This is a genomic window from Rubrivirga sp. SAORIC476, assembly GCF_002283555.1.
GTDB lineage: Bacteria > Bacteroidota > Rhodothermia > Rhodothermales > Rubricoccaceae > Rubrivirga.
In genome coordinates, this window is the sequence record NZ_MVOI01000003.1 from 598,741 (window position 1) to 615,473 (window position 16,733).

The following is a 16,733-nucleotide window of genomic DNA, read 5'->3' on the forward strand; positions in this document are numbered from 1 at the left end:
GACGTGGAGCCTCCCTGCAGACCGCCGGCGCCGCCCGGCCGACGTTGCGGGCCTCCTCTCGCCTCCGGCACCATGGCCCTCCGCAAAGCCCCGTCCGCCGACTCCGCCCGCTGGCTCGTCGTCCACCGCCAGATCGGCTTCATCGCGTCCCTCGGCATCGCCATCGTCGCCTTCACCGTCCCGCTCCCGACTGGCGAGAACGTGACCGTGATCGAAGGCACGAACGAAGTAATCGAGCTGCAAGACATCGAGCAGACGCAGCAGGTCCAGCCCCCGCCGCCCCCACCCGCCGCGCTTCCGCCGCCCGTGGAGGTGGCCGACGACCTCCAGATCGAGGAGGAGATGATCGAGGAGGTCGTGCTCGACCTCGACAGGAGCGTCGCGCCCCCGCCGACTCCCCCCGCCGCGCCCCCGCCGCCGCCCGAGCCTCCTCCGACGCCGATCGCGCCGCCGCCACCGCCTCCGCCGCCCGTCGTGGAGTCCACCGAGCCCGAGATCTTCGAGGTCGCCGAAATCCAGCCCGAGTTGATCGGTGGCCTGGCCGGACTCCAGGCACGGGTCGAGTACCCCGAGTTCGCCATCCGCGCGGGCATCGAGGGCCAGGTCGTCGTCCAGTTCGTCGTCGACGAGCGCGGGAACGTGATCGACCCGGTCGTCCTGCGGAGCCCCAACCAGCTGCTCTCGGACGCCGCGGTGGAAGCCATCCTCGCGAGCCAGTTCCGGCCCGGCCAGCAGCAGGGCCGCCCCGTCCGGGTCCGCTACGCCGTCCCGGTCACGTTCACCCTCACCAGGGACTGACCCCGTCCGCCTCGGCACGGCGGCAGACGCGGGGCGGCGGCAGCGGGGCCGTCGCCCCTCTCTGTATCGGCGAGCCGCGCGGTCGGAGGCACGAGCGAAATGAGGCAGCGTCCCGCGTGTGGGCGCCGTCGCGGTCCTGGCGGCACGCCCGAGGCGGAGAGCCGGCTGTAAGGCATGCCCCTACAGGCCCGACCGCGAGCGCCCGGCCGGGGCCTGCGGGGCCGACCGTCCCGCCCCCTCCCCTCGCGTGGGTCACTTGGAGCCGTCACCCCCTTCGCCCCCGATGTCCGATTCGTCCGCCGCCGTCGCGGCGCCCGTCCTCCCCGGCACTGCACCGGACGCCTCCCGGTTCGAGGTGTTCACCTACGACGACCGGATCGTGCGCCAGTTCGTCATCGCGACGACGGTCTGGGGCTTCGTCGGGATGCTGGTGGGCGCGCTGCTGGCGCTCCAGCTGCCCTTCCCCGAGGCCAACCTCGGCGAGTACCTGTCGTTCGGGCGGCTGCGCCCGCTCCACACGAACGCCGTCATCTTCGCCTTCGCCGGCAACGCCATCTTCGCGGCCATCTACTACAGCACACAGCGGCTGTGCAAGGCCCGGATGTTCTCGGACCTGATGAGCAAGGTCCACTTCTGGGGCTGGCAGGCCATCATCGTGAGCGCCGCGATCACGCTGCCGCTCGGCATCACGACCTCGAAGGAGTACGCCGAGCTGGAGTGGCCCATCGACCTCGCGATCACCGTCATCTGGGTCGTGTTCGCGGTCAACTTCTTCGGGACGCTCTACCGGCGCCGCGAGAAGCACATGTACGTCGCGCTCTGGTTCTACATCGCCACCATCGTGACGGTCGCCGTGCTGCACATCGGCAACTCGATGGCGCTGCCGATCTCGCTGACGAAGAGCTACCCGATCTACAAGGGCGTCCAGGACGCGCTCGTGCAGTGGTGGTACGGCCACAACGCGGTCGCCTTCTTCCTGACGACGCCCTTCCTGGGGCTGATGTACTACTTCCTCCCGAAGGCGGCCGAGCGCCCGGTGTTCTCGTACCGGCTCTCGATCGTCCACTTCTGGAGCCTGGTGTTCATCTACATCTGGGCCGGGCCGCACCACCTCCAGTACACCGCCGTCCCGGAGTGGGCCGCGACGCTGGGCATGGTGTTCTCCGTGATGCTGTGGATGCCCAGTTGGGGCGGCATGATCAACGGCCTGTTCACGCTCCGCGGCGCGTGGCACAAGCTGCGCGACAGCGTGGTGCTGAAGATGTTCGTGGTGGGGATCACCTTCTACGGGATGGCCACCTTCGAGGGCCCGATGCTGTCCATCAAGACGGTCAACGCGCTGAGCCACTACACGGACTGGAACATCGCGCACGTCCACTCGGGGGCGCTCGGCTGGAACGGGTTCATGACCTTCGGGATGATCTACTGGCTCGCGCCGCGCCTGTGGCGGACGCCGCTGTGGAGCCAGAAGCTGGCCACGTGGCACTTCTGGATCGGGACGATCGGCATCCTGCTGTACGTGATCGCGATGTACACCTCGGGCGTCACGCAGGGCCTCATGTGGCGCGCCTTCGACGACGCCGGGCGCCTGCTCTACCCTGACTTCATCGAGACCGTCGTCCAGATCCGCCCGATGTACTGGGTCCGCCTGATCGGCGGGACGATGTACCTCGTCGGCGTGGTGTTCATGATGGTCAACCTGTTCATGACCATCCGGAAGGCGCCGAGCAGCCTGCCCGACCCGGCCGTCGCGGTGCCCCGCCTCGGGGGCGACGGGCACGCCGCCTCGTCCCCCGTCCTCGCCAGCTAGGTCGCAGCGAACGGCCGGTGGCCGAGCCCGATGGTCCTCCCCACCGCCTCTCTGCTCCTGGCGCCCTCCGCCCGGTCCCTGGCCCTCCTCCCCTCCCCATGAGCCGCTTCCTCTCCGCCAACGGCGCCCATCGCCGCCTCGAAGGCTGGCCGCTGGTCTTCACCGTCCTGACCACGCTCGCGATCCTCGTCGGTACTGTGGTCGAGTTCGCGCCCATCTTCCTCGTCGGCGGCGCCGTCGAGCCGCTGGAGACGCTGGAACCCTACACCCCGCTGGAGCTGGCCGGCCGCGACCTCTACATCGCCGAGGGCTGCAACAACTGCCACAGCCAGATGGTGCGGCCGTTCCAGGACGAGGCGCTGCGCTACGGCCCGGCCTCGACGGCCGCCGAGGGGGCCTACGAGACGCCCTTCCTGTGGGGCTCGAAGCGGACCGGCCCCGACCTCGCCCGCCTGGGCGGCAAGTACCCGCATCTGTGGCACGTGCGCCACATGGAGGAGCCGACGTCCACGTCGCCGGGCTCCATCATGCCGCCGTACCCGCACCTGCTCACGACCGAGCTGGACCTGGACGGCCTGCCGGCGAAGCTGCGCGGCCTCGCCCGCCTCGGCGTGCCCTACTCCCAGGCCGACGCGGCGGGCGCCGTCGCCACCGCCCGCGCCCAGGCCGACTCGGTCGCGGCGCAGATCGTCGCCCAGGGCGGGCCGGACCGGCTGGCCGACCGCGAGATCGTCGCCCTGGTGGCCTACCTCCAGCGCCTCGGCGTGGACGCGGCCCGGGCCGCCGAGCCCGAGCCCGTCACGTCACCCGACACCGCCACCGTCGCCCTCACCCGCTGAGCCATGTGGAAAGACACCGTCCGAGCCCTCCAGACCGGCGCCCTCGCCGAGGTGGCCGTGGTCGCCTTCGTGGTCGCCTTCGTGCTGGTCGTGGCCTACGCCCTCACGATGTCCAAGCGCCAGCGTGAGGACCTGAAGCAGCAGCCGCTCGCCGACGACGGCGAGTTCTTCCCCGAGTCCGCCCCCGACCATGTCTGAGCCCCTCCCCGCTGCCGAGCCCGACGGCCCGGCCGTCCCCGACCCGGCCTCCCCGCTCCGCGACGCCGACGCCGACGTCCTGCCCACCGTCGCCGTGGGCGAGGGCACCGACGACCTCGTCATCCAGGGCCACACCTACGACGGCATCCGGGAGTACGACAACCCGATGCCCGGCTGGTGGGTGGGCCTGTTCTGGGCCTGCGTCCTGTTCGCGCCGGTCTACATGCTAGGCATCCACGTGTTCGACTGGATCGACACCTACGAGGAGGACTTTGCCGAGGCGGGCCAGCGGCTGGAGGAGGTCCGCGCGGTCTATGCGGCCACCGGGCCGTCCTTCAAGACCGACGAGGGCGCCCTCCGCGAGTACGCCGACGACCCGGCCTTCGCTGCCGCGGGCGCGGCCACGTTCGCCTCGACCTGCGCGACGTGCCACGGCACCCAGGGCGAGGGGCTCGTCGGGCCCAACCTGACCGACGCCTACTGGGTCCACGGCAACACGCCGAGCGACATCTACCGCGTGATCTCGGAGGGGGTGCTGGACAAGGGGATGCCCGCCTGGGACGCGTCGCTCTCGGAAGAGGAGCAGGCGCAGGCGATGGCCTACGTCCTCTCGCTCCAGGGCACCGACCCGCCCAACCCGAAGGCGCCCGAGGGCGACCTCGCGCTCTGACCCGCCGCCTCGGCCCCGAGGCGGAGCCCCTCATGTCTGCATTCATCCCGGCCGACGCCGTCGGCATCCTCGACTCGCCCGAGGACGTCCTGTCCACGCTCCACGCCGACGGCTCGCGCCGCTGGCTCTACCCGACGCCCAGCACCGGGCGCTTCTGGCGCCGCCGGCTGCTCGTCGGCTGGGGCCTGATCGCGTTCTTCGTCGCGCTGCCCATCGTCAAGATCGGGGGGCGGCCGGCGGTGCTGCTGGACGTGGCGGCGCGCGAGTTCACGTTCTTCGGCTTCACCTTCTACCCCACCGACACGTTCTTCCTGATGCTGCTCGGCATCGCGCTGCTGGTGTCGGTGGCCCTGCTGACGGCGCTGCTCGGGCGCGTCTGGTGCGGCTGGGGCTGTCCGCAGACGGTGTATCTGGAGTTCCTGTACCGCCCCGTCGAGCGGTTCATCGAGGGTCCGGAGCACGTCCGCGCGCGGCGCGACGCGGGCGGCTGGACGCTCGACAAGGCCTGGCGGAAGGCCGCCAAGTGGGGGGTCTACGTGGTCGTCTCTGCGTTCCTCGCCCACACCTTCACCGCGTACGTCGTCGGGTGGGAGCGGCTGATCGGGTGGATGACCGGCCCGCCGACCGAGCACTGGCCCTACTTCGTGATGGCGACGCTCACGACCGGGCTCGTGCTGTTCGACTTCGGCATCTTCCGCGAGCAGATGTGCACCATCACCTGCCCGTACGCTCGCTTCCAGTCGGTGCTGCTGGACCCGGACTCGCTGATCGTGTCCTACGACCCGGCGCGCGGGGAGCCTCGGGCGAAGCGGGGCAAGAAGGCGCTCGCGGCGGAGGCGACGGGCGAGGCGCCCCCCCTGGGCGACTGCATCGACTGCGCCGCCTGTGTGCGGACGTGCCCGACGGGCATCGACATCCGCGACGGGCTCCAGATGGAGTGCATCGCCTGCACGCAGTGCATCGACGCCTGCGACGCCATCATGGACCGGCTGGACCTGCGCCGCGGGCTGATCCGCTACACGTCCGAGCGCGCGCTGGAGGGCGCCCCGACGCGCGTCGTCCGCGGGCGGACGGTGGCGTACGGGCTGCTGCTGCTGGCCGTCGGGACCGTGTTCACGATCGCGCTGGCCACGCGCCAGCCGTACGACATCGACCTCGGGCGGGCGGTGGGCGACCCCTTCGTGGAGCTGGCCGACGGGACGGTCGCCAACCGCTTCCGGCTGCGGGTCCGCAACCAGACCGCGACCGACGGCAGCGTGCGGCTGGACCTGCTGGCGCCCGAGGGCGGAACGCTCCGCGTGGGGGCCGTCCAACCGGTGCCGGTGGCGTCACGCGCGATGGCGCGCGTAGAGGGCTTCCTCGTCGTCCCCGAGGCGGCGTTCGGGGGCGACGCGCAGACCCCGGCGGTCGTCCGCCTGACGTTCGCCGACGGGAGCACGCGCGACGTGCCGTTCACGCTGCTCGGCCCCAGCCGCTGACCGCGCCGGCCCTGTGGGGCCGCCCCCTACACGGGCTGACGGGGCGGCCCGGCCCGGGGCGACGGGACCGGCGGGCGAGCCCCGCCCCGCGGCTGGGCGATCCTGCGTCGCACCTCGCCTCCTGGCCGGTGCCCCTCTCTCTATGACGCCGCCTCCCTCCGATCGCCGCCCCCCGCTCGTGCCGCCGCACATCGCGTGGCCCGCGTTCGTCATCCTGTTGCTGGTCATCAGCGTCGTGGCTGCCGTGGGCACCCTGATCGCGGCCCGCTCCGACGGCGGAGTCCGCATGGTCGAGACGCCGACGCACGCGGCTCCGTGACCACGACCGTCCTCTCCCCTCCCCGCGACGCAGAGGCGGACGCGCCGTGCGCGCACTGCGCCCTGCCCGTCGGCCCCCGACCTGCGCGGACGGCAGCGGGCGAGGCGTGCTGCTGCACCGGCTGCGCGGTCGTCCGCGACGCGCTCGCCGAGGCGGGCTTCCAGGCAACGGTAGACCGGCTCCGCGAGGTCGCGCCCGGGCGGCGGGAGCGCCCCCAGACACCCGAGGCGCTGGCGCTGGCCGAACTCGACCACGCGGCCTTTCTGGAATCCTCCACCCGCCCCGTCGACGGTGGGCGCGAGGCAGACCTGTTCGTGGACGGCGTCCACTGCGCGGCCTGCGTGTGGGTCGTCGAGCGGCTGCCACACGAGATGCCGGGCGTGACGGCTGCCCGACTGGACCTCCCGCGCGCCCGCCTCACGCTGACCTTCGACCCCGAGCGGGTGCGCCTGAGCGAGGTCGGGCGGTGGCTGGCGCGGTTCGGCTACGCTGCGCGTCCCTCCCGGCCCGAGGCGGGCACGGCGACGGACGCCGAGCGGGCTCTGCTGGTGCGGATGGGGATCGCGTGGGCGCTGGCGGGCAACGTGATGCTGATCGCCTTCGCCCTCTACAGCGGCCTCGACGCCGACCCGACGGCGCCGCTGGCGAGCGCCGCCCGGTGGCTCAGCCTCGCGCTGATCGTGCCGGCGGTCGGGTACGGGGCCGCTCCCTTCTTCCTGCGCGCGTGGGCCTCAGCGCAGGCGGCGTGGCGGGCACGCAGCGTGCGGCACCTCCACCTCGACACGCCGATCGCGCTGGGCATCGCCGTCGGCGCCGGGCAGAGCGCGTGGGCGACGGTGACCGGCCGCGGCGAGGTCTGGTTCGACTCGGTCGCCGTCCTGATCGCGGCGCTGCTGACGGCCCGCTGGCTCCAGCTCCGGAGCCGCCGTCGGGCGGGCGAGGCGTCCGAGCGGCTGCTCGCGCTCGTGCCCCGCGTGGCCCGCCGCGTCGGACCCGACGGCACGGCGTCCGCCGTGGACCTGGGCGAGATCCGCCCCGGCGACCTCGTGGAGGTTCCCCCCGGCGAGGTGGTGCCGGTCGACGGCGCCGTGGAGACGGGCGCCAGCCGCCTCGACCGAGCCGCGCTGACCGGCGAGGCCCGACCCGAGCCCGTCCGCCCCGGCGACGCCGTCGAGGCGGGGACGACCAACCTGACGGCGCCGCTGCGCGTGCGGGCGGTCGCCGTCGGCGAGGCGACGCGCGTGGGGCGCCTGCTGGCGTGGGTCGAGCGCGGCGAGGTGCGGCGCGCGCCCGTGGTCCTCTGGGCCGACCGCCTCGGGGGCGCCTTCGTGCTGGCCGTGCTCGCGCTGGCCGCGGCGACGGCGGCTCTGTGGGCAGTCCTCGACCCGGCGCAGATGCCGTCCCACCTCGCCGCGCTGCTCGTCATCACCTGCCCGTGCGCCCTCGGCATGGCGACGCCCCTCGCGCTTTCGGTCGCCTCGGGCCGCGCCGCCCGCGCGGGCGTGTTCGTCAAGTCCGAGGAGGCCGTCCAGCGGCTCACCGAGGTGGACACGGTCGTGCTCGACAAAACGGGCACGCTCACGGAGGGCCGGATGGACCTGGCGGAGACACACGGCTCGGAGGCCGCCATCGACCTCGCGGCGGCGCTCGAAGCCCACGCCACGCACCCCGTCGCGGACGCCTTCGTGCGCGCTCGCGGCGCCGGGGCCGGGCCGGTGACCTGCGTCGAGGCGGAGGCCGGGGCGGGGATCCGCGGCGTGGTCGCCGGCCACGCCGTCGTCGTCGGACGGCCGGACTGGGTCGCCGGGCAGACGCCGAGCCCTCTCCCTGCCGACCTCCGGCACGCCTTCCGGGGGGCCGCCGAGCGCGGACGAACGCCCGTCGCCATCGTCGTCGACGGGGCATGGGCGGGTGGCGTCGGCGTCGGCGACCGGCTTCGTCCCGAGGCCGCCGCGCTCGTCCGCCGCCTCCAGGCCGATGGGACCGCCGTCCACCTGCTCTCCGGCGATGACCCGGCCGTGGTCGCCGCCGTGGCCCGCGAACTGGGCATCGCCGAGGCACACGGAGGCGTCTCGCCCGAGGCCAAGCGCGACCGCATCGCCGCGCTCCAAGCCGAGGGACGCGTCGTGGCGATGGTCGGCGACGGCGTCAACGACGCCGCGGCGCTCCGTCAGGCAGACGTGGGGGTGGCCGTCGGTGGCGGCTCGACCGCCGCCCTGGTCGCCGCCGACGTGTTCCTCACGCGACCCGGCATCGGCGCGCTCGTCGAGACCCTCGACGGCGCCGGGCAGGCCATGCAGACGGTCCGCCGGCTTCTCGCGCTCTCGCTCGCCTACAACGTCCTGGGCGCCTCCGCGGCCCTCGCCGGCCTGGTGACGCCGCTCGTCGCCGCCGCCGCGATGCCGGTCTCGTCGCTCGCCGTCGTCGGGCTCGCCCTCACCCAGCCGTCCTTCCGGCGCCGCCGACCGTGAACGTCCTCTACGTCCTCGTCCCCCTCGCCCTCGGCCTCGCGCTCGCCGCCGTGGCCGCCTTCCGCTGGGCCGTCCGCGACGGCCAGTTCGACGATGTCGAAACGCCCGCCCTCCGCATCCTCCTCGACGACCTCTCCGACCCCGATGACTGACGCTTCTGCCCGCGCCGCCTCCGCGCGCCCCGTCCCGACCGCGCCCGTCGACGGCGCCGTCGCGCCCCTCGACGCCGTCGTGTTTCGGTGGACCGCGCCGCCCGGCACCCGCGTGTTCGACCTCCGCGTGGCCACCGCTGCGGCGCCCTCCGACGCCCTCTTCGAAGTGACCGGCCTCCCCTCGACCGAGGCGACGCTGGCCGGCGCCTTGCCCGCGGGCGACCTGCTGTGGTGGGTCCGCCAGGAGGGCGGCGCCTGGAGTGCCCCGGCGCGCTTCCACGCAGGAACGCAGGCCGATGTCGAGATCGCCCACCGCGCCGAAGCGGAGGCCGCCGCGCGCCGTCGCGCGTCCGAGCGAGCCGCCCAGGCGTCCGACATCCCGGACGCGCCCCCGCCCGCCCCGGTCTGGCCCTACGCCACCGGCGACGCCCTCGACGGCGCGCCCGAGGTGGACTGGGCGCGCGTGCCCGGCTTCGGCGCCCCGGCGCGCGCGGCGCTCCCCCGCGCCGGTGCCGCCGCCCCCACCCTGCTCGGTCCGCTGGGCGGGGAGGTGGCCGACGCCGGGACCGTGGCCCTCCGCTGGACCAGCGTGCCCGGCGCCGACCGCTACGAGGTGGAACTGTCGCCTCGGACCCGCTTCGACGCCGACGTGCTGACGCTCGACGCGGGGGGCGCGACCGAGCTGGTGCTGCCGGGCGTGGTCCCGGCCGCCGGGCACAAGATGCTCTGGCGCGTCCGCGCGCACGTCGGCAGAGGCGCGACGGCATGGAGCCGCTACGGCCGCTTCTACCCCGCCGACGCCGACACGGCGGAGCGCTTCTCGCTGGCGATGGACCGTGCGCGCACCGCGCAGCGACTCCAACGCGACCATGCCCGGCGCGTGCAGCAACGGGAGATGGACCTGATCCCGCTCCACGAGCGCCCGGACGCGGTGACCTCGCAGGCGATGGTGACCGCGATCCTGGCGATGGTGGTGTCGAGCGGCCTGCTGATCGCCCTCGCCGCCGTGTTCGCCGCCGTCTGGCTGTAGAGTCGCGCGTCGGACGTGTCCCGGCGCTCCCGCTACGGCGTCGGGAGGCAGACCTCGACGCCGTGGTGGGCCGCCGCAGGCCCCGGCGTGAGGGCCGACGCCCCGCGCGCGACGGTCAGCACGCCGATGGCGACGACGAGCACGCCCGCGAGCTGCTGCATCCTGCGGCGGCTGGTCGGACGGAGGCGCCCGCTGAGGACGCCCGCCAGCGCCAGCGCGGGGACCGTCCCGAGCCCGAACACAGCCATCGTGAGCGCCCCCGTGGCCGCCCCGCCCGTGGTCGCGGCGACGGCCAGCATGCCATAGACGAGGCCGCACGGCAAGAGCCCGTTCACCATGCCGAGAGCGACCAGCGCCCCCCGCCTCGGCGACGCCAGGAGCCGGGCGATGACGGACGACAGCCGCGCGGCCAGCCGTCCGCCAGGGGCCGTGCCGCGCGCCCACCCGACGCCGCACAGGCCCAGCCCGAGCCCGACCATCGCGGCGCCGAGGCCGACGCTCACCACCCCGCCGAAGGCGCCGAACAGATCCGCCAGCGACGCGCCGAAGGCGCCCGCCAGCGCGCCGAAGAGGGCGTAGGTGGCCGTCTTCCCACCGAAGTAAGCGGCCTGCCGGGCGGCGACCTCACGCCGGGCGCCCGCGCCGAGCCACACCACGAACCCGCCGCACATCCCGACGCAGTGGGCGCTGCCCAGGAGGCCAGCGGCGAAGACGGCGGCGAGGTCGAGGGGGGTCATGGACGACACGGACAGGGGGTACCGCACGAGGCTACGCGCCCGGACTCGGCGCCTCCGACGGCAGGCCCCGCCATGCCGTGTAGGGGTCCGCCCGGCACCGGCCGCCGAGACGGCCGGGCGCGGCCTCCGGGCCGACGCGGTCGCCGCACGCGCCCGGAGACCGCTAGCCTGTCCCCCACCTACCGCCCCCCTCCCATGCCCGACCTCCACCGCGACGCCCCCGCCCCTTCCGACCTCGACGCGCTCCTCGAGGTCGCCGTCCGCGCTCCGAGCCTCCTCAACTCCCAACCCTGGCGCTTCGTCGTCTCAGGCACCGGCGTGCTGCTCTTCGCCGACCGCGAGCGTCAGCTTTCCGCACTCGACCCGGACGGCCGCGAGTTGACGATGAGCTGCGGCGCGGCGCTCTACTACCTCCGCGTCGCGGCCCGGCACGCGGGCTGGGCGCCCGGCGTCCTCCCCTTCCCCAGTGGCGACGCGGACCTGCTCGCGGCCGTCACCTTCGAACCCACCGCTCCGCCGTCGGCCGACGACCGGCACTACCGGGCACTCTTCGCGCGCCACACGAACCGTCGTCCCTTCGCCGACGCGCCGGTCCCCCTCCCGGTCCTGGTCGAGCTGGCGCAGGCCGCCGCCGCCGAAGGCGCCTCGCTGGCCATCCTGGACACGCAGGACGAGAAAGATGCCCTGGCCGACCTCGTCCGCGACGGCGTGCTGACGCAGGGCAGCGACCGAGAGGTGACCGCCGACATCGAGCGCTGGCTGCGCCCGGACGGCGACCCGCGCCCCGACGGCGTCCGCGACGGCGTCCAGGGGATCTGGGACCGCCACGCCGCCATGCGGACCCCGCCCTCGTCGGTGGCCGCCTACAAGAGCCGACTCATCCGCGAGACCCCCGCCGCGCTCGTGCTCACCACGGACGGCGACACCGAGGCGGACTGGCTGGCGGCGGGACAGGCGCTCGCACGCGTCCTCGTGACCGCCGCCGACCACGGGCTCGCGGCGTCGTACGCCAACGAACCGGTCGAGGTGGATGCCCTCCGCTCCCGGGTCAGCAGCCTCGTCGGCGGGCAGGTGTCACAGGCCGTCTTCCGGGTCGGCGCCCCGCAGGTGGAGCCCGCGACCAGCCGCCGCGGCGTCCGCGACGTGGTGGACCATCTCGGCGACGACGCGTAGCCTCTCGCGAGTGGCAGTCAGCGCCCGGCGCCTTCGCCCTCGACCCAGGTCACGGCGTGCTTCATCAGCTCGGTGCCGTTGGCGAGCCCCAGCTTGGTCTTGATCCGCGAGCGGTAGCTCTCGACCGTCTTGACGGAGAGGTGGAGGCGCTCCGATATCTCGCGCGTCGGGATGCCGCGGCCGGTCATCTCGAACACCTCCAACTCGCGGTCCGAGAGCACCTCCAGCGGCGTCTGGGTGGCATCCTTGACGCCTGCGGCGGCGCCGAAGAGCAGCTTGTCCTTGAGGTCCTCGGAGAGGTGGATGCCCCCGCGGAGCACGCGGCGGACGGCCGTCACGATCTGGTCGCCCGCGGCCAGCTTCGAGACGTACCCCCGCGCCCCGGCCCGGACGGCGCGCTCGGCGTAGAGGTCCTCGTCGTGACGCGAGACGACGAGCACGGGCAGGTCCGGGTGGAGCGCGAGGAGGTTCTTCATCAGCTCCAGGCCGTTCATGCCGGGCAGCGAGATGTCGGTCACCACGAGGTCCGGCGCGACCGCGTCGAAGGTGGCGAGCGCCTCCTCGGCGTCACTGGCCTGCCCGGCGACCTCGAAGTCGGGCTCGGCGTCGAGCGTCATGGCGATGCCCTGGCGCAGAAGGGGGTGGTCGTCGACGAGAAGGATGCGGGTCATGAGGGGGAGGCGTAGGAGTGGAAGCCGGGGCCGCGCAGCGGGACGGTGCAGGTCACGACGGTTCCGCCCTCCGCCCCCGGGCGGATGTCGAGGGCGCCGCCCGCGAGACGAGCGCGGTAGTGCATGATGCGGAGGCCCATGCCCCGGGCGTCGGTCGGCCGGATGGGGGCAGAGAGGCTCGCCTCGGCAGCGGCCTCGGGCGAGGCGTCGGGCGGCCGGGCGGAGGGTGCGAAGCCCGAGCCGTCGTCCTCGACCCGGAGGCGGAGCTGGGTCGTGCCACGGACGAGGACCACGCGGACGTGGGCGGCGCGGCCATGCTGGACGGCATTCGAGATGGCCTCCTGCGCGATCCAGAACAGGTTGGTGGCGGCGTCGGCGTGGAGCGCGCTCGCCTCGGCAGGCCCAGAGCCCGTCGTCTCGGCCGTCACCGCGGCGCCGTAGAGCGACGCCGCGCGTCGGGCGAGGCGGCCGAGGGCCGCCTCCAGGCCGTTCTGCTCCAGTTCGACCGGCACCAGCGAGCGCGCCAGCCCGCGCGCGTCGGCGTCCGCATCGGCGACGAGGCCGACGAGGCGGTGCGCCTCGGCCGCGTGCTCGGAGTCGTCGGCGTCGAGGTTCTTGGCGAGCCCGCGCAGGAACAGGCCGATGGCGGTCAGCTGCTGGCCCAGTCCGTCGTGGAGGTCCTGCCCGATGCGGCGGCGCTCGGCCTCGGCCACGCGGAGCACCTCGCGCTCCAGCAGCCGCCGTTCCGAGATGTCGCGCACGATGCCCGTGAACACGACGCCGCCGCCGTGCAGCGGCACCTCGCTCACGGCCAGGTCCATCGGGAACGTCGCGCCCGACTTGCGCCGCCCCACCACCTCGCGCCCGATGCCGATGATGCGCCGGACGCCGGACTCGCGGTAGTTCTCCATGTACCCGTCGTGCTCCGAGTGGAACGGCTCCGGCATGAGCACGGTCACGTTCCGCCCGATCACCTCGTCGGGGGCGTAGCCGAAGATCCGCTCGGCACCGGCGTTGAACGTCTCGATGCGGCCCCGCGTGTCGATCGTGATGACGCCGTCGACCGTCGTCTCGAACACCGACAGCGCGCGGGCGCGGCTCTCTTCGAGGGCGTGGCGCGTGTCGTCCAGGGCGAAGCGGGCATGCAGAGCCCCGGCGGCGGCGCGCAGGAACGCCCACGCCTCGGGCGGGAACGCGTCGGCCTCGGGCGACAGCGCCGCCAGCAGCGCGAACGGCCGGTGCTCCGTCCCGACGCGGACCACGAGGCCCCCGCCGACACCCGCTGCCGCCAGCGCGGGGGGCACCGGCCGGAGTTCGACGCAGGTGGCTCGGTCGAGCGCCTCTCGCAGCACGCCCTCGACCGGGACCGGGCCGGGCGGCGCCTCCCACCCCGCCACCACCGACGCCCGGAGCGCCTCGGGCTCCTCGTCGTCGAACGCAAACAGGGCGGCACCTGCGCCGAGCGCGTCGGCGATGATGGCGGCCTCCGAGCGGCCGGTCGCGTCGACAGACCCGAACCCGGCCTGACCGAGCTCTCGCAGGGCGAGCTCGGCCAGCGGCGCGGCTAGGTCGGGAGGGAGGGTCCGGGTCACGGCATGGCAGGAAGGGGATGCAAGCTAGGCCCCCCGGCAGTCGGGCTCACGCGACCACGGGCGTCCGCACGGAACGGACGGTCACCCGCTCCCGGGCGCCGTTCGCACCGACCACGTCGAACGTCCACGGCCCCGGAGCCTCCGGGTCGCTCACCCCCTCCGCGGCCCAGGCGCCCGCCTCCGACCGGACCGCGAACGGGCGGACGACGTGGTGCTCGCCCCCCGTCACAGCGATGTCGAGCGTGTCCGCCCGCGGGTCGTACGTCATGCCGACGAACGGGGCGGCGCGGAAGACCGGCCCCACAGCGTCGGACGAGACGACGTCGACCGACACCTCGTGCGGCGACGCCGCGGCATGGCGCGAGAGAGCGTCGAACAGGTCGGGCCAGTCCTCGCGGGGCACGGCCGGCGCCGACGGGCGATCGGGACGGATGAGCGAGCGGGCGCCCATGCGGAGCGTCAGCACGGGACAGGAGGCCTCGCGCACCACGTCCTCGGCGACGCTTCCCAGCAGCCAGCGGCTGAGCCCGCGCCGCCCGTGGCTGGCCTGGACGACGAGCCCGGCGGACAGCGCGTGGGCGGCGGTCACGATCTCGTGAGCCGCGTCCCCGTAGCGCACCGCCGTCTCGATCGGGACGCGCTCGGCGAAGGGAGCGACCCAGGTGTCGAGCGTGGCCTCGACGCCCTCCGCCAGGTCCCGCGTGTCGAGCGGCGGCAGCGCCATCATGTAGGGCACCGGCACGTCGATCGGTTCGATCACGTGCAGCGCCACCCCATGCGTGCCGAGCGCCTCCGCCAGGGCCGCCGCGGTCTCCAGGCTCACATCCGACGCCGAGTCGAACGCGAGCGGCGCGAGCACCGGCCCCACCGCGGCTCCCGCGGCGCGCGGACTCACGGTCAGCACCGGGCACGGGGCCCGCCGGAGCACAGACTCGACCGTCGAGCCGAGGGTGAGCCGGTCGATCCCGGTCCGCCCGTGCGTGCCCATGACCAGCAGGTCGGCGCCGATCTCCTCGGCGTACGCCAGGATCGCGTCGGCGGGCATGGGGAAGCGGCGACGGACCTGGACGACACCGTCCGCCTCGATGCGCGGGGCGGCGGAGGCGGGCGCCACGCTCCCGGTCGCCGCCGCATCCACCCGGAGGACGTGCAGGGTAGCGCCGTGGCGCGTCGCGAAACGCTCGGCCAGGGGCCGGGCCGCCTCGGCCGCGGACGAGTCGTCGGTGGGGAAGAGAACCGTCTGGACGTGCAGCATGGGAGGAGGGAGTTGAGGGTTAGAACGGGAGCGGCGGCGCCGTCGCCGCGACCGGTCGGGGCGAAGACCGAAGCGACGCGGCCTCCTGGAGCGTCAGCACGGGGCAGGGCGCCCGACGGATCACGGCCTCGGAGACGCTGCCGATCAGGCGCGCGAGCCCGGTGCGGCCGTGGGTGCCGAGGACCACGGCCCCGGCGCCGCGCTCACTGGCCAGCGCGGCCACCAGCCGACCGGGTGCGCCGAGCCCGACGTGGAGCGCAGCCGGGGAGCACACCGTCGCCGCGAACCGCTCCAGGCGCTCGCGCACGGCGGCCCCCTGCTCCGGGTCGAAGTCGACCAGCGACAGGATGTGAGGCGCCAGCCCCGGGTACGGCCCGGCGTCGCGGACGACGTGGACCACCTCGACCGGCGCTCCGGTCGCCTCGGCGAGCACGCAGCCCGCCGCCAGCGCCCCCCGGCTGCGCTCCGAGAAGTCGACGCCCACCAGCACGGGCGCCTCGGGCCCCGGTCCGTCGACGGCGCCGCGCTCGGGGACGGTCAGCACCGGGCAGGGGGCGCTCGCCACGAGCGCCTCGGCGACGCTGCCGAGCAGCGCCCTCGACAGCCCCGACCGACCGTGCGTGCCGACGACCAGCAGGTCCGGATTGACGGCGCCGAGGTAGCGCAGCACAGCCGCGTGGACCGACACGTCGCGGACCACGGCCACTGTCGGCTCGAGGCGGTCCAGACCGTCAGCATCGCGGAGCCCCAGCGTCTCCATCGCGAAGCGCTCGACGCGGACGCGGAGCGCGCTCGCGGGCACGGCGTCGGGTGCGGCGCCATCACCCGACGCGTGGAACAGCACGTCGGCGTGGAGCAGGTGGAGGACGGCCCCCGACCGGCGGGCGAGGTCGGCCGCACGCACGAGCGCGACGGCAGCGCCGGGAGAGAAGTCGATGGCGGCGACGACGGTGCGGAGAGACAGCATGACAGGGAGGGGCTACAGAGCGAGGGGGGCGTCGGCGGCACGGAGCGCCCACCAGTGGCCCACCTCCGGGATCGTGTCGATCCGCGTGCCGACGCTGCGGAACCAGCCCTCCAGGCGGCCGTCGTCGGACAGGGTGCCGCGGAACTCGGTCTCCAGCGGAAGGCCCCACGCGGGGTCGTCGTAGCGGACGAGCGTGCCGCGCACCGTCCGGTCCTCGACGGTCACGTGGTGGACGGCCAGCGGGACGGGCGCGGGCATCGGGTCGTCGGCGGTCGGGCGCGGCACCATCAGCACGAGCGCGCGGACGGAGTCGGCGGTCGCGGCGAGGCGGAACACCACGGTGCCCTGCCGCCCGCTGTCCTCGCCGACGTAGCCGCCCGCCCACTCTCCGACGAACGCCGCAAGGTCGGCCGGGTCGGCGGTGACGGGGGCGGCCGTCTGGGCCGCGCCGCCCGCTGAGGTGGCGAGGAAGCAGGCCGCGAGGAGGAGGAGACGCATGGTGTGGAGGGCGGTGGGTCTCCCCAGGTTCGCCCGCTCCAGGCCCCCGTCCTGCCAGCCGCCTGCGGGTGCACG

General features: G+C 74.5%; 17 protein-coding genes. 11 read left to right on the plus strand and 6 right to left on the minus strand.

Annotation, left to right across the window (positions count from 1 at the left end; all coding sequences use genetic code 11):
• Window positions 1-72 precede the first annotated feature (72 nt).
• The 10 genes from B1759_RS20425 (at window position 73) to B1759_RS04470 (ending at window position 9,765) form a co-directional block, all read left to right on the plus strand.
• Window positions 73-798: an energy transducer TonB gene (locus tag B1759_RS20425; protein WP_095513824.1), complete on the plus strand. Its 726-nt coding sequence runs from the start codon at window positions 73-75 to the stop codon at window positions 796-798.
• Window positions 799-1,081: 283 nt separating this feature from the next.
• Window positions 1,082-2,608 (plus strand): cytochrome-c oxidase, cbb3-type subunit I, encoded by a 1,527-nt coding sequence (gene ccoN, locus B1759_RS04435; RefSeq protein WP_095513825.1) that lies wholly within the window; start codon window positions 1,082-1,084, stop codon window positions 2,606-2,608.
• A gap of 98 nt (window positions 2,609-2,706) precedes the next feature.
• The gene (gene ccoO, locus B1759_RS04440) at window positions 2,707-3,447 is read left to right on the plus strand and encodes a cytochrome-c oxidase, cbb3-type subunit II (RefSeq protein ID WP_095513826.1); all 741 of its coding nucleotides are present in this window, start codon (window positions 2,707-2,709) and stop codon (window positions 3,445-3,447) included.
• Between the two features lie 3 nt (window positions 3,448-3,450).
• Complete coding sequence (locus B1759_RS04445) at window positions 3,451-3,645, plus strand: CcoQ/FixQ family Cbb3-type cytochrome c oxidase assembly chaperone (RefSeq protein ID WP_095513827.1); 195 nt, start codon at window positions 3,451-3,453, stop codon at window positions 3,643-3,645.
• Window positions 3,638-4,315 carry a c-type cytochrome gene (locus B1759_RS04450; RefSeq protein ID WP_095513828.1) on the plus strand — a complete coding sequence of 226 codons (678 nt, stop codon included), beginning with the start codon at window positions 3,638-3,640 and terminating at the stop codon, window positions 4,313-4,315. The genes B1759_RS04445 and B1759_RS04450 overlap by 8 nt, the downstream gene beginning before the upstream one ends.
• 32 nt (window positions 4,316-4,347) lie before the next feature.
• Entirely contained in the window at window positions 4,348-5,793 is a 1,446-nt protein-coding gene (gene ccoG / locus B1759_RS04455; protein ID WP_095513829.1) for a cytochrome c oxidase accessory protein CcoG, read from the plus strand.
• A gap of 142 nt (window positions 5,794-5,935) precedes the next feature.
• On the plus strand, window positions 5,936-6,112 hold the full coding sequence (locus B1759_RS19625; protein WP_158225122.1) for a hypothetical protein: 177 nt from the start codon (window positions 5,936-5,938) through the stop codon (window positions 6,110-6,112).
• Window positions 6,109-8,583 (plus strand): heavy metal translocating P-type ATPase, encoded by a 2,475-nt coding sequence (locus tag B1759_RS04460; protein ID WP_143537259.1) that lies wholly within the window; start codon window positions 6,109-6,111, stop codon window positions 8,581-8,583. The genes B1759_RS19625 and B1759_RS04460 overlap by 4 nt, the downstream gene beginning before the upstream one ends.
• A complete protein-coding gene (gene ccoS / locus B1759_RS04465) occupies window positions 8,580-8,735 on the plus strand; it encodes a cbb3-type cytochrome oxidase assembly protein CcoS (RefSeq protein WP_095513831.1) in 156 nt (51 codons plus the stop codon). Before B1759_RS04460 ends, ccoS begins: the two co-directional genes overlap by 4 nt.
• Window positions 8,728-9,765 (plus strand): hypothetical protein, encoded by a 1,038-nt coding sequence (locus B1759_RS04470; protein ID WP_095513832.1) that lies wholly within the window; start codon window positions 8,728-8,730, stop codon window positions 9,763-9,765. Before ccoS ends, B1759_RS04470 begins: the two co-directional genes overlap by 8 nt.
• A 32-nt stretch (window positions 9,766-9,797) precedes the next feature.
• Here B1759_RS04470 and B1759_RS04475 read toward each other — a convergent pair whose 3' ends face one another.
• The gene (locus B1759_RS04475) at window positions 9,798-10,502 is read right to left on the minus strand and encodes a sulfite exporter TauE/SafE family protein (protein WP_095513833.1); all 705 of its coding nucleotides are present in this window, start codon (window positions 10,500-10,502) and stop codon (window positions 9,798-9,800) included.
• Between the two features lie 195 nt (window positions 10,503-10,697).
• On the opposite strand from B1759_RS04475, the gene B1759_RS04480 reads away from it, so the two are divergent.
• Window positions 10,698-11,675, plus strand: coding sequence for a nitroreductase family protein (locus tag B1759_RS04480; RefSeq protein ID WP_095513834.1), 978 nt, complete (start codon window positions 10,698-10,700; stop codon window positions 11,673-11,675).
• Window positions 11,676-11,692: 17 nt separating this feature from the next.
• Here B1759_RS04480 and B1759_RS04485 read toward each other — a convergent pair whose 3' ends face one another.
• Genes B1759_RS04485 through B1759_RS04505 form a run of 5 tightly spaced genes read right to left on the minus strand, consistent with a single transcriptional unit; the run spans window position 11,693 to window position 16,658 of the window.
• On the minus strand, window positions 11,693-12,346 hold the full coding sequence (locus B1759_RS04485) for a response regulator transcription factor (protein WP_095513835.1): 654 nt from the start codon (window positions 12,344-12,346) through the stop codon (window positions 11,693-11,695).
• A complete protein-coding gene (locus B1759_RS04490) occupies window positions 12,343-13,938 on the minus strand; it encodes a PAS domain S-box protein (RefSeq protein ID WP_095513836.1) in 1,596 nt (531 codons plus the stop codon). Before B1759_RS04490 ends, B1759_RS04485 begins: the two co-directional genes overlap by 4 nt.
• Before the next feature lie 46 nt (window positions 13,939-13,984).
• Window positions 13,985-15,193 (minus strand): universal stress protein, encoded by a 1,209-nt coding sequence (locus B1759_RS04495; RefSeq protein ID WP_095513837.1) that lies wholly within the window; start codon window positions 15,191-15,193, stop codon window positions 13,985-13,987.
• Window positions 15,194-15,212: 19 nt separating this feature from the next.
• Window positions 15,213-16,160, minus strand: a complete 948-nt coding sequence (locus B1759_RS19195; RefSeq protein WP_143537260.1) for a universal stress protein — start codon at window positions 16,158-16,160, stop codon at window positions 15,213-15,215.
• 12 nt (window positions 16,161-16,172) lie between these two features.
• On the minus strand, window positions 16,173-16,658 hold the full coding sequence (locus B1759_RS04505) for a hypothetical protein (protein WP_095513838.1): 486 nt from the start codon (window positions 16,656-16,658) through the stop codon (window positions 16,173-16,175).
• Between the last annotated feature and the right edge of the window lie 75 nt (window positions 16,659-16,733).